Below are 9923 nucleotides of genomic sequence, written 5' to 3'. Positions count from 1 at the left end.
GATTCGCGAAGGTGGCCGTACCGTCGGTGCCGGTGTCGTTGCAAAGGTTATCGAGTAAATCGAGTAGAATAGTCGGCTTGCTGTAGAAGCTGTGCAGTACCCGGGCCTTTCCTGCGGCTCTCCGCCGCGGGAAAGGCCTACGCTCTTTATCTAGTCTGGCGGAGCAAGTCCGCCTCGCTCTTTTCAAGGAATTGTCATGCAGAACCAAAAAATCCGTATTCGCCTGAAGGCTTTCGACTACCGCCTGATCGACCAATCGGCTGCCGAGATCGTCGATACGGCGAAGCGGACGGGTGCAATCGTACGTGGCCCGGTGCCGCTGCCGACGCGCATCCAGCGTTTCGACATCCTGCGTTCGCCGCACGTCAACAAGACGTCGCGCGATCAGCTCGAAATCCGTACCCACCTGCGCCTGATGGACATCGTCGACCCGACGGACAAGACCGTCGACGCACTGATGAAGCTCGATCTGCCGGCTGGTGTGGACGTCGAAATCAAGCTGCAGTAAGACCCCCGGCGCCGCCTGGATTGCCAGACGGTGCTAAGTCTTTGATTGCTTGCGGAAAACGAGAAAGGACGTTATACTTGACGTCTTTTCGCGCATCTGCGCAAAAAATCGGTGTGTCCCTATCGAGCCTTTACCTCGAAAAGGGCAGGAAAAAGCACCGGTACTTTGTAAATTAGCCCCGACCAATCGCAGTCGGGAATGGAGAAAACGATGAGCCTTGGACTCGTAGGTCGCAAGGTTGGCATGACCCGTATCTTCACGGCCGATGGGGACTCGATTCCCGTTACCGTGCTGGACGTGTCCGACAACCGCGTGACGCAGATCAAGACTGTTGAAACCGACGGCTACACGGCCGTTCAGGTTGCGTTCGGTACGCGCCGTGCATCGCGTGTGACGAAGCCGCTCGCAGGTCATCTCGCCAAAGCTGGCGTTCAAGCCGGTGAAATCCTCAAGGAATTCCAGATCGACGCCGCAAAGGCCGCCGAGCTGTCGAATGGCGCCGTGATCGGTGTGGATCTCTTCTCGGAAGGCCAGAAGGTCGACGTGCAAGGCACCTCGATCGGTAAGGGCTACGCCGGTACCATCAAGCGTTACAACTTCGCATCCGGCCGTGCATCGCACGGTAACTCGCGCTCGCACAATGTGCCGGGCTCGATCGGTATGGCGCAGGATCCGGGTCGCGTGTTCCCGGGTAAGCGCATGACCGGTCACATGGGTGACGAGACCGTGACGGTCCAAAACCTCGAAATCGCACGTATCGACGCAGAGCGCAAGCTGCTGCTCGTGAAGGGTGCTGTTCCGGGTGCGAAGGGCGGCAAGGTTTTCGTGACGCCGGCCGTCAAGGCCCGCGTGAAGAAAGGAGCGCAATAATGGAACTGAAGCTCCTGAACGCTAATGGTCAGGAAGGTGCTGCAGTCAACGCGTCGGACGTCGTGTTCGGCCGTGACTACAACGAAGCCCTGATTCACCAGATCGTCGTCGCTTATCAGGCGAACGCTCGTAGCGGCAACCGCGCGCAGAAGGATCGCGAGCAGGTCAAGCACACCACCAAGAAGCCGTGGCGCCAGAAGGGTACGGGCCGTGCTCGTGCCGGTATGTCGTCGAGCCCGTTGTGGCGTGGCGGTGGTCGCATCTTCCCGAATTCGCCGGAAGAAAACTTCTCGCACAAGGTCAACAAGAAGATGCATCGCGCAGGTCTCTGCTCGATCTTCTCGCAGCTGGCCCGCGAAGGCCGCATCTCGGTCGTGGAAGAGCTCTCGCTCGAAGCGCCGAAGACGAAGCTGCTGGCCGAAAAGTTCAAGGCCATGGGTCTCGAATCCGTGCTGGTCATTACCGACACGGTCGACGAGAACCTGTATCTCGCGTCGCGCAACCTGCCCCACGTGGCAGTCGTTGAGCCGCGTTTCGCCGACCCGCTCTCGCTGATCTACTTCAAGAAGATTCTGATCACGAAGGCTGCGGTCGCCCAGATCGAGGAGTTGCTGTCATGAGCGAGATTCGCAAGAACGATCATCGTTTGATGCAGGTCCTGCTCGCGCCGGTGATCTCCGAAAAGGCGACGCTGGTGGCGGACAAGAACGAACAAGTCGTGTTCGAAGTCGCGCCGGACGCGACCAAGCAGGAAGTCAAGGCTGCTGTCGAGCTGCTGTTCAAGGTGGAAGTCGATTCCGTCAACGTTCTGGTCCAGAAGGGCAAGAACAAGCGCTTCGGCCGTTTCGTCGGCAAGCGCAAGGACGTGAAGAAGGCGTACGTCTGCCTGAAGCCCGGCCAGGAAATCAACTTTGAAGCGGAGGCCAAGTAATCATGGCAATCGTGAAAGTTAAGCCGACTTCGCCCGGTCGCCGCGCGATGGTGAAGATCGTCAACAAGGAATTGCACACGGGTGCGCCGTACGCGCCGCTGCTCGAAAAGCAATCCTCGAAGGCGGGCCGCAACAACAACGGTCACATCACGACGCGTCACCAGGGTGGCGGTCACAAGCAGCACTACCGTGTGATCGATTTCCGTCGCAACAAGGACGGCATTCCGGCAAAGATCGAACGTCTCGAGTACGACCCGAACCGTAGCGCGAACATCGCGCTGGTTCTGTACGCAGACGGCGAGCGCCGCTACATCATCGCTCCGAAGGGTGCGACGGTGGGTCAACAGCTGATGTCGGGTTCGGAAGCGCCGATCCGCGCGGGCAACGCCCTGCCGATCCGCAACATCCCGGTCGGTACGACGATCCACTGCATCGAAATGCTGCCGGGCAAGGGCGCGCAAATGGCGCGTTCGGCTGGTACGTCGGCAATGCTGCTGGCCCGTGAAGGCGTCTACGCGCAGGTTCGTCTGCGTTCGGGCGAAATCCGCCGCGTGCACGTCGAGTGCCGCGCGACGATCGGTGAAGTCGGCAACGAAGAGCACAGCCTCCGTCAAATCGGTAAGGCTGGCGCGAACCGCTGGCGCGGTATCCGCCCGACGGTCCGTGGCGTTGCAATGAACCCGGTCGATCACCCGCACGGTGGTGGTGAGGGCAAGACAGCTGCTGGTCGCGATCCGGTGAGCCCGTGGGGCACGCCGACGAAGGGCTACCGTACCCGCAGCAACAAGCGCACGACGAGCATGATCGTCCAGCGCCGTCACAAGCGTTAAGGAGTAGGCAATGGCACGTTCTATCAAGAAAGGTCCGTTCTGCGACGCCCATTTGCTGAAGAAGGTTGAGGCGGCTGCAGCTACGCGCGACAAGAAACCGATCAAGACCTGGTCGCGTCGTTCGACGATCCTGCCGGACTTCATCGGCCTGACGATCGCCGTGCATAACGGCCGTCAACACGTTCCGGTGTATGTCACGGAAAACATGGTCGGCCACAAGCTTGGCGAGTTCGCACTGACCCGTACGTTCAAGGGTCACGCGGCCGACAAGAAGGCCAAGAAATAAGGGGCAATCAAGATGGAAGTGAAGGCAATTCATCGCGGTGCCCGCATCTCGGCGCAGAAAACGCGCCTTGTGGCTGACCAGATCCGCGGTCTGCCGGTTGACAAGGCACTGAACGTTCTGACGTTCTCGCCGAAGAAAGCGGCCGGCATCGTGAAAAAGGTTGTGCTCTCGGCGATCGCAAACGCGGAACACAACGAAGGCGCCGATATCGACGAGCTCAAGATCAAGAGCATCTACGTCGACAAGGCGGCTTCGCTGAAGCGTTTCACCGCGCGCGCCAAGGGCCGCGGCAACCGCATCGAGAAGCAATCCTGTCACATCACTGTGACGGTCGGGAATTAAGGAGCCATACGATGGGACAGAAAATTCATCCGACTGGCTTCCGTTTGGCCGTCAGCCGCAATTGGGCTTCGCGTTGGTACGCGAACAACAACAATTTCGCGGCGATGTTGAAGGAAGACATCGGTGTTCGTGAATACCTGAAGAAGAAGCTGAAGAACGCTTCGGTGGGCCGTGTTGTGATCGAGCGTCCGGCAAAGAACGCCCGCATCACGATTTACAGCTCGCGCCCGGGTGTGGTGATCGGCAAGAAGGGCGAGGACATCGAACTCCTCAAGGCCGAACTCCAGAAGCGCATGGGCGTTCCGGTTCACGTGAACATCGAGGAAATCCGCAAGCCGGAAACCGATGCTCAACTGATCGCCGATTCGATCACGCAGCAGCTCGAGCGCCGGATCATGTTCCGCCGCGCGATGAAGCGCGCGATGCAGAACGCGATGCGTCTGGGTGCCCAGGGCATCAAGATCATGAGCGCCGGCCGTCTGAACGGTATCGAAATCGCACGTACCGAGTGGTACCGCGAAGGTCGAGTGCCGCTTCACACGCTGCGTGCCGACATCGACTACGCAACTTCGGAAGCCAAGACGACGTACGGCATCATCGGCGTGAAGGTTTGGGTCTACAAGGGCGATACGCTCGGCCGCAACGACGCACCGGTGGTGGAAGAAGTCGCCGAAGAAAAGCGTCCGCGCCGCAACGCGCGCCCGGGCGATCGTCGTCCGCGCCGTGATGGCGAAGGCGCACCGGGTGCCCGTCGTGGCGCCCCGCGCCGTGGCGCTGCCGGCGGTGACGGCAAGACTGGAGAATAACGATGCTGCAACCGAAACGCAGGAAGTATCGCAAAGAGCAGAAGGGTCGTAACACCGGCGTCGCCACTCGCGGCAACGCAGTGTCGTTCGGTGAATACGGCCTGAAGGCTATCGGTCGTGGTCGCCTGACCGCGCGTCAGATTGAAGCGGCGCGTCGTGCAATGACGCGTCACATCAAGCGTGGCGGCCGCATCTGGATCCGCATTTTCCCGGACAAGCCGATCTCGCAAAAGCCGGCAGAAGTGCGTATGGGTAACGGTAAGGGTAACCCGGAGTACTACGTCGCCGAGATCCAGCCGGGCAAGATGCTGTACGAAATGGACGGTGTGTCCGAAGAACTGGCCCGTGAAGCCTTCCGTCTGGCTGCAGCCAAGCTGCCGCTGAAGACGGTCTTCATGGTTCGCCAGCTCGGCGCCTAAGGAGTGAATGATGAAGGCATCCGAACTTCACCAGAAAGACAAGGCCGCGCTCAATCAAGAGCTGTCGGACCTTCTGAAGGCGCAATTCGGCCTGCGCATGCAACTCGCGACCCAGCAGCTCACGAACACGAGCCAGCTGAAGAAGGTTCGTCGCGACATCGCACGTGTGCGGACCGTCCTGACTGAGAAGGCGAACCAGAAATGAACGAAAGCGTGAAAACCTCGCTTAAGCGGACGCTGGTCGGCAAGGTCGTCAGCAACAAGATGGACAAGACGGTCACCGTCCTGGTCGAGCGTCGCGTCAAGCACCCGATCTACGGCAAGTACGTCGTGCAGTCGAAGAAGTACCACGCGCACGACGAGTCGAACACGTACAACGAGGGCGACCTCGTTGAAATCCAGGAAACGCGTCCGATTTCGCGGACCAAGGCCTGGACCGTGTCGAAGCTGATCGAAGCAGCACGCGTCATCTAAACAGTGACGCAACACCACCCCGGGGCCGCAGGTTGCAAAACCTCCCGGGGCGGAGAAGTTGTTGAAATCGCTAACGATTTCGCTTGCTAGGCCAAGATTATCGAGTTATAGTCTTGGTCTTCCCTCTTTATGGGCTCGTTGTTGGCAAAGCAGCGGGCAAAAGTAGTGGGGGAGGTGGTTCGGGCGCCAGCCCGGATCTGCAAGATTCACCGGAATGCGATGGCCGGTTTCGTTTGCCGTCGCTGCTGTTCTAACCCAAGCAGCTGAGCGGTCGTTCTAGTGGCGGCGCGGCTGACGGGACCAAGACTGACCGGATGTGCCATGGTGGCGCGACCGGATTAAGTTGGGAAAGATAAACCATGATCCAGACCGAAACTCGGCTTGAAGTGGCCGACAACACGGGTGCACGTGAAGTCATGTGCATCAAGGTGCTCGGCGGCTCGAAGCGTCGTTATGCCAGCATTGGCGACATCATCAAGGTGAGCGTCAAGGAAGCAACGCCGCGTGGGCGCGTGAAGAAGGGCGAAATCTACAACGCTGTTGTGGTTCGCACTGCGAAGGGCGTGCGCCGTCAAGACGGCTCGCTGATCAAGTTCGATGGCAACGCCGCCGTGCTTTTGAACACCAAGCTTGAGCCGATCGGCACCCGCATTTTCGGGCCGGTTACGCGTGAGCTGCGTAGCGAACGATTCATGAAGATCGTTTCGCTGGCGCCGGAAGTGCTGTAAGGAGTCGCGATGAACAAGATTCGCAAGGGTGACGAAGTCATCGTCATCACCGGCAAGGACAAGGGCAAGCGCGGCGTCGTGCTGGCCGTTGGTGAAGAGCGCGTCACCGTCGAAGGCATCAACATCGCCAAGAAGCATGTGAAGCCGAACCCGATGAAGGGTACGACGGGCGGCGTGGAAGCCAAGGCGATGCCGATTCAGATTTCGAACGTCGCGCTGGTCGACGCGAACGGCAAGCCGTCGCGCGTGGGCATCAAGGTCGAAGGGGACAAGAAGGTCCGTTTCCTGAAGACGACCGGTGCTGTTCTGAGCGCCTGACGCTGCGGAGTAAAAAATGGCACGTTTGCAAGAATTTTATAAAGAGAAGGTCGTTCCCGGCCTGATCGAGAAGTTCGGTTACAAGTCGATCATGGAAGTGCCGCGCCTCACCAAGATCACCCTGAATATGGGTGTTGGCGAAGCCGTCGCTGACAAGAAGGTCCTCGAGCACGCCGTTGGCGACCTCACCAAGATCGCCGGCCAAAAGCCGGTTATCACGAAGTCGCGCAAGGCAATCGCCGGCTTCAAGATCCGCGAAGGTTATCCGATCGGCACGATGGTCACGCTGCGTGGCCAGGCAATGTACGAATTCCTCGATCGTTTCGTGACGGTTGCGCTGCCCCGCGTGCGCGACTTCCGCGGTGTGTCGGGCAAGGCGTTCGATGGCCGTGGTAACTACAACATCGGTGTGAAAGAGCAGATCATTTTCCCCGAAATCGACTACGACAAGATCGACGCGCTGCGTGGGCTGAACATCAGCATCACGACGACCGCGAAGACCGACGAAGAAGCAAAGGCACTGCTCGCCGGCTTCAAGTTCCCGTTCAGAAACTGAGGTTACCGTGGCTAAACTGGCACTGATCGAACGTGAAAAGAAGCGCGCTCGTCTGGCAGCGAAATTTGCGCCGAAGCGCGCAGCGCTGAAGGCGATCATCGACGACCAAAGCAAGTCGGAAGAAGAACGCTACGCAGCTCGCCTCGAACTGCAACAGCTGCCCCGCAACTCGAACCCGACCCGCAAGCGTAACCGCTGCGCGATCACGGGTCGTCCGCGCGGCACCTTCCGTAAGTTCGGTCTCGCACGTAACAAGATTCGTGAAATCGCGTTCCGTGGTGAGATCCCTGGCGTCACCAAGGCGAGCTGGTAATAGGAGAAACATAAATGAGCATGAGTGATCCTATCGCCGATATGCTGACTCGCATCCGCAATGCGCAGATGGTCGAGAAGGTTTCGGTGCAAATGCCCTCGTCGAAAGTCAAGATTGCGATCGCGCAGGTCCTGAAGGACGAAGGTTATATCGACGACTTCGCGGTGAAGACCGAAGGTGCGAAGTCGGAATTGAACATCGCGTTGAAGTACTACGCTGGCCGTCCCGTTATCGAGCGCCTCGAGCGCGTCTCGAAGCCGGGTCTGCGCGTGTACCGCGGCCGCAACGACATCCCGCAGGTCATGAACGGCCTGGGCGTTGCGATCGTGTCGACGCCCAAGGGTGTGATGACGGACCGCAAGGCTCGCGCCAATGGCGTGGGTGGCGAAGTCATCTGCTACGTCGCTTAACGCCGAAGGAGAAGAAACATGTCTCGAGTAGGTAAGAGCCCGATCGCGCTGCAAGGCGCAGAGGCGACGCTCAGCGACGAGAAGATTACCGTCAAGGGCCCGCTGGGTACGATTTCGCAGGCAGCGAACCGCCTCGTGAAGGTGGTGAACGACAGCGGCACGCTGAAGTTCGAGCCGACCGACGAAAGCCGCGAAGCGAATGCGATGTCGGGCACGATGCGCGCGATTGTCGCGAACATGGTGCAAGGCGTGACGAAGGGCTTCGAGCGCAAGCTGACGCTGGTTGGCGTCGGTTACCGTGCTCAGGCGCAAGGCGACAAGCTGAACCTGTCGCTGGGTTTCTCGCACCCGGTGGTGCACCAGATGCCGGAAGGCATCAAGGCCGAGACCCCGTCGCAAACGGAAATCGTGATCAAGGGGATCGACAAGCAGAAAGTTGGCCAGACCGCTGCCGAAGTGCGCGGTTATCGCCCGCCTGAGCCCTACAAGGGCAAGGGTGTGCGTTACGCCGACGAGGTTGTGATCCTCAAAGAAACGAAGAAGAAGTAAGGGTGCGCAATCATGGATAAGACTCAATCTCGCCTGCGCCGCGCTCGTCAGACGCGTCTCAAGATCGCTGAGCTGCAGGTCGCGCGCCTGGCCGTGCATCGCACGAACACGCACATCTATGCGCAAGTGTTCTCGCCCTGCGGCACCAAGGTGCTCGCCAGTGCGTCGACGCTCGAAGCCGAAGTGCGTGCGCAACTGGCTGACCAGTCGGGCAAGGGCGGCAACGTCGCCGCTGCCACGCTGATCGGCAAGCGTATCGCAGAAAAGGCCAAGGCTGCCGGCATCGAATCCGTCGCCTTCGACCGCTCGGGTTTCCGCTACCACGGCCGCGTGAAGGCGCTGGCTGAGGCTGCGCGCGAAGCCGGGCTCAAGTTCTAAGGAAGGAATTCGTCATGGCAAAGATGCAAGCGAAAGTTCAGGCTGACGAACGCGACGACGGCCTTCGCGAAAAAATGATTTCGGTCAATCGCGTGACCAAGGTCGTGAAGGGTGGCCGTATTCTCGGCTTCGCCGCACTGACCGTGGTTGGCGACGGTGATGGCCGCGTCGGTATGGGCAAGGGCAAGGCGAAGGAAGTGCCGGTCGCTGTCCAGAAGGCGATGGAACAAGCTCGCCGCAACATGTTCAAGGTGCCCCTGAAGAACGGCACGCTGCAACATGAAGTGCACGGCCAGCATGGCGCTTCGAAGGTCCTCCTCGCTCCGGCGAAGGACGGTACCGGCGTGATCGCCGGCGGCCCGATGCGCGCGGTGTTCGACGTGATGGGCGTGCAGAACGTCGTGGCCAAGAGCCACGGTTCGACGAACCCGTACAACCTCGTTCGTGCGACGCTGGACGGCCTGCGCAAGCAGTCCACCCCGGCTGACATCGCGGCGAAGCGCGGCAAGTCCGTCGAAGAAATTCTGGGCTAAGGGTGGGCACCATGTCTGAAAATACTGTCAAGGTTCAGCTCGTCAAGAGCCTGATTGGGACCCGCGAATCGCACCGTGCCACCGTGCGCGGTCTCGGCCTGCGCCGCCTGAACTCGGTTTCCGAGCTGCAGGACACGCCGGCTGTGCGCGGCATGATCAACAAGGTCTCGTACCTCGTTAAGGTCATCGGTTAAGCGCACGCGGACCAAAGACTCCAGGAGTTGAAAATGGAATTGAATAACCTGAAGCCGGCAGAAGGCGCGAAGCACGCAAAGCGTCGCGTCGGTCGCGGCATCGGCTCCGGCCTCGGCAAGACTGCCGGCCGTGGTCACAAGGGTCAGAAATCGCGTTCGGGCGGCTTCCACAAGGTTGGCTTCGAAGGCGGCCAGATGCCTCTGCAGCGTCGTCTGCCGAAGCGCGGCTTCACCTCGCTCACGAAGGAATTCGTGGGTGAAGTGCGCCTCGCCGACCTCGAAAAGCTGCCGGTCGACGAAATCGATCTGCTGGCGCTGAAGCAGGCAGGCCTCGTTGGCGAACTGACCCGGAGCGCAAAGATCATCGCCACCGGCGAAATCAAGCGCAAGGTCGTGGTCAAGGGTCTGGGTGCGACGAAGAATGCGCGTGCTGCGATTGAAGCAGCAGGCGGTTCTTTTGCCGAGTGATTGTGAGTGG

General features: G+C 59.9%; 21 protein-coding genes. All 21 read left to right on the top strand.

The window, feature by feature from the left end; translation table 11 throughout:
- The first annotated feature begins 196 nt into the window (after positions 1–196).
- The 21 genes from rpsJ to rplO all read left to right on the top strand — a co-directional run bounded on the left by rpsJ (position 197) and on the right by rplO (position 9913).
- Positions 197–508 (top strand): 30S ribosomal protein S10, encoded by a 312-nt coding sequence (gene rpsJ, locus BFE01S_RS26835; RefSeq protein ID WP_017777154.1) that lies wholly within the window; start codon positions 197–199, stop codon positions 506–508.
- Positions 509–718: 210 nt separating this feature from the next.
- Positions 719–1378, top strand: coding sequence for a 50S ribosomal protein L3 (rplC, locus tag BFE01S_RS26830; protein WP_028228159.1), 660 nt, complete (start codon positions 719–721; stop codon positions 1376–1378).
- Entirely contained in the window at positions 1378–1998 is a 621-nt protein-coding gene (gene rplD / locus BFE01S_RS26825; RefSeq protein ID WP_028213350.1) for a 50S ribosomal protein L4, read from the top strand. Before rplC ends, rplD begins: the two co-directional genes overlap by 1 nt.
- Positions 1995–2309 (top strand): 50S ribosomal protein L23, encoded by a 315-nt coding sequence (gene rplW / locus BFE01S_RS26820; protein ID WP_027797284.1) that lies wholly within the window; start codon positions 1995–1997, stop codon positions 2307–2309. Before rplD ends, rplW begins: the two co-directional genes overlap by 4 nt.
- Positions 2310–2311: 2 nt before the next feature.
- The gene (gene rplB / locus BFE01S_RS26815; protein ID WP_028228158.1) at positions 2312–3139 is read left to right on the top strand and encodes a 50S ribosomal protein L2; all 828 of its coding nucleotides are present in this window, start codon (positions 2312–2314) and stop codon (positions 3137–3139) included.
- 10 nt (positions 3140–3149) lie between these two features.
- Positions 3150–3425 (top strand): 30S ribosomal protein S19, encoded by a 276-nt coding sequence (rpsS, locus tag BFE01S_RS26810; protein WP_027797286.1) that lies wholly within the window; start codon positions 3150–3152, stop codon positions 3423–3425.
- Between the two features lie 12 nt (positions 3426–3437).
- A complete protein-coding gene (rplV, locus tag BFE01S_RS26805) occupies positions 3438–3767 on the top strand; it encodes a 50S ribosomal protein L22 (RefSeq protein WP_004199272.1) in 330 nt (109 codons plus the stop codon).
- 11 nt (positions 3768–3778) lie between these two features.
- The gene (gene rpsC, locus BFE01S_RS26800) at positions 3779–4573 is read left to right on the top strand and encodes a 30S ribosomal protein S3 (RefSeq protein ID WP_028228157.1); all 795 of its coding nucleotides are present in this window, start codon (positions 3779–3781) and stop codon (positions 4571–4573) included.
- A gap of 2 nt (positions 4574–4575) precedes the next feature.
- A complete protein-coding gene (gene rplP / locus BFE01S_RS26795; RefSeq protein WP_027797288.1) occupies positions 4576–4992 on the top strand; it encodes a 50S ribosomal protein L16 in 417 nt (138 codons plus the stop codon).
- Between the two features lie 10 nt (positions 4993–5002).
- Entirely contained in the window at positions 5003–5197 is a 195-nt protein-coding gene (rpmC, locus tag BFE01S_RS26790; protein WP_028228156.1) for a 50S ribosomal protein L29, read from the top strand.
- The gene (gene rpsQ / locus BFE01S_RS26785; RefSeq protein ID WP_028228155.1) at positions 5194–5466 is read left to right on the top strand and encodes a 30S ribosomal protein S17; all 273 of its coding nucleotides are present in this window, start codon (positions 5194–5196) and stop codon (positions 5464–5466) included. The genes rpmC and rpsQ overlap by 4 nt, the downstream gene beginning before the upstream one ends.
- A 359-nt stretch (positions 5467–5825) precedes the next feature.
- On the top strand, positions 5826–6194 hold the full coding sequence (rplN, locus tag BFE01S_RS26780) for a 50S ribosomal protein L14 (protein ID WP_028213345.1): 369 nt from the start codon (positions 5826–5828) through the stop codon (positions 6192–6194).
- Between the two features lie 9 nt (positions 6195–6203).
- A complete protein-coding gene (gene rplX / locus BFE01S_RS26775) occupies positions 6204–6512 on the top strand; it encodes a 50S ribosomal protein L24 (RefSeq protein WP_028228154.1) in 309 nt (102 codons plus the stop codon).
- Positions 6513–6528: 16 nt separating this feature from the next.
- Complete coding sequence (gene rplE / locus BFE01S_RS26770) at positions 6529–7068, top strand: 50S ribosomal protein L5 (RefSeq protein ID WP_028228153.1); 540 nt, start codon at positions 6529–6531, stop codon at positions 7066–7068.
- 7 nt (positions 7069–7075) lie between these two features.
- Positions 7076–7381, top strand: a complete 306-nt coding sequence (gene rpsN, locus BFE01S_RS26765; protein WP_028228152.1) for a 30S ribosomal protein S14 — start codon at positions 7076–7078, stop codon at positions 7379–7381.
- A gap of 14 nt (positions 7382–7395) precedes the next feature.
- The gene (gene rpsH, locus BFE01S_RS26760; RefSeq protein WP_028228151.1) at positions 7396–7791 is read left to right on the top strand and encodes a 30S ribosomal protein S8; all 396 of its coding nucleotides are present in this window, start codon (positions 7396–7398) and stop codon (positions 7789–7791) included.
- Positions 7792–7809: 18 nt separating this feature from the next.
- Positions 7810–8340, top strand: a complete 531-nt coding sequence (gene rplF, locus BFE01S_RS26755; RefSeq protein ID WP_028228150.1) for a 50S ribosomal protein L6 — start codon at positions 7810–7812, stop codon at positions 8338–8340.
- Between the two features lie 12 nt (positions 8341–8352).
- A complete protein-coding gene (rplR, locus tag BFE01S_RS26750; protein ID WP_028228149.1) occupies positions 8353–8718 on the top strand; it encodes a 50S ribosomal protein L18 in 366 nt (121 codons plus the stop codon).
- Positions 8719–8732: 14 nt separating this feature from the next.
- Positions 8733–9251, top strand: coding sequence for a 30S ribosomal protein S5 (gene rpsE, locus BFE01S_RS26745; RefSeq protein ID WP_028228148.1), 519 nt, complete (start codon positions 8733–8735; stop codon positions 9249–9251).
- An 11-nt stretch (positions 9252–9262) separates the two neighbouring features.
- Entirely contained in the window at positions 9263–9445 is a 183-nt protein-coding gene (gene rpmD, locus BFE01S_RS26740) for a 50S ribosomal protein L30 (protein WP_028228147.1), read from the top strand.
- Between the two features lie 33 nt (positions 9446–9478).
- Complete coding sequence (gene rplO / locus BFE01S_RS26735) at positions 9479–9913, top strand: 50S ribosomal protein L15 (RefSeq protein ID WP_028228146.1); 435 nt, start codon at positions 9479–9481, stop codon at positions 9911–9913.
- Positions 9914–9923 lie beyond the last annotated feature (10 nt).

The sequence above is a fragment of the Paraburkholderia ferrariae NBRC 106233 genome (assembly GCF_000685035.1).
Taxonomy (GTDB): Bacteria; Pseudomonadota; Gammaproteobacteria; order Burkholderiales; family Burkholderiaceae; genus Paraburkholderia; species Paraburkholderia ferrariae.
The sequence above is the reverse complement of the archived record's forward strand: the minus strand, read 5'-3'. Positions and strand labels throughout refer to the sequence as shown.

Coding starts and splice junctions, on each gene's coding strand:
- rpsJ (WP_017777154.1), top strand. CDS start 197: ATGCAGAACCAAAAAATCCGTATTCGCCTGAAGGCTTTCGACTACCGC.
- rplC (WP_028228159.1), top strand. CDS start 719: ATGAGCCTTGGACTCGTAGGTCGCAAGGTTGGCATGACCCGTATCTTC.
- rplD (WP_028213350.1), top strand. CDS start 1,378: ATGGAACTGAAGCTCCTGAACGCTAATGGTCAGGAAGGTGCTGCAGTC.
- rplW (WP_027797284.1), top strand. CDS start 1,995: ATGAGCGAGATTCGCAAGAACGATCATCGTTTGATGCAGGTCCTGCTC.
- rplB (WP_028228158.1), top strand. CDS start 2,312: ATGGCAATCGTGAAAGTTAAGCCGACTTCGCCCGGTCGCCGCGCGATG.
- rpsS (WP_027797286.1), top strand. CDS start 3,150: ATGGCACGTTCTATCAAGAAAGGTCCGTTCTGCGACGCCCATTTGCTG.
- rplV (WP_004199272.1), top strand. CDS start 3,438: ATGGAAGTGAAGGCAATTCATCGCGGTGCCCGCATCTCGGCGCAGAAA.
- rpsC (WP_028228157.1), top strand. CDS start 3,779: ATGGGACAGAAAATTCATCCGACTGGCTTCCGTTTGGCCGTCAGCCGC.
- rplP (WP_027797288.1), top strand. CDS start 4,576: ATGCTGCAACCGAAACGCAGGAAGTATCGCAAAGAGCAGAAGGGTCGT.
- rpmC (WP_028228156.1), top strand. CDS start 5,003: ATGAAGGCATCCGAACTTCACCAGAAAGACAAGGCCGCGCTCAATCAA.
- rpsQ (WP_028228155.1), top strand. CDS start 5,194: ATGAACGAAAGCGTGAAAACCTCGCTTAAGCGGACGCTGGTCGGCAAG.
- rplN (WP_028213345.1), top strand. CDS start 5,826: ATGATCCAGACCGAAACTCGGCTTGAAGTGGCCGACAACACGGGTGCA.
- rplX (WP_028228154.1), top strand. CDS start 6,204: ATGAACAAGATTCGCAAGGGTGACGAAGTCATCGTCATCACCGGCAAG.
- rplE (WP_028228153.1), top strand. CDS start 6,529: ATGGCACGTTTGCAAGAATTTTATAAAGAGAAGGTCGTTCCCGGCCTG.
- rpsH (WP_028228151.1), top strand. CDS start 7,396: ATGAGCATGAGTGATCCTATCGCCGATATGCTGACTCGCATCCGCAAT.
- rplF (WP_028228150.1), top strand. CDS start 7,810: ATGTCTCGAGTAGGTAAGAGCCCGATCGCGCTGCAAGGCGCAGAGGCG.
- rplR (WP_028228149.1), top strand. CDS start 8,353: ATGGATAAGACTCAATCTCGCCTGCGCCGCGCTCGTCAGACGCGTCTC.
- rpsE (WP_028228148.1), top strand. CDS start 8,733: ATGGCAAAGATGCAAGCGAAAGTTCAGGCTGACGAACGCGACGACGGC.
- rpmD (WP_028228147.1), top strand. CDS start 9,263: ATGTCTGAAAATACTGTCAAGGTTCAGCTCGTCAAGAGCCTGATTGGG.
- rplO (WP_028228146.1), top strand. CDS start 9,479: ATGGAATTGAATAACCTGAAGCCGGCAGAAGGCGCGAAGCACGCAAAG.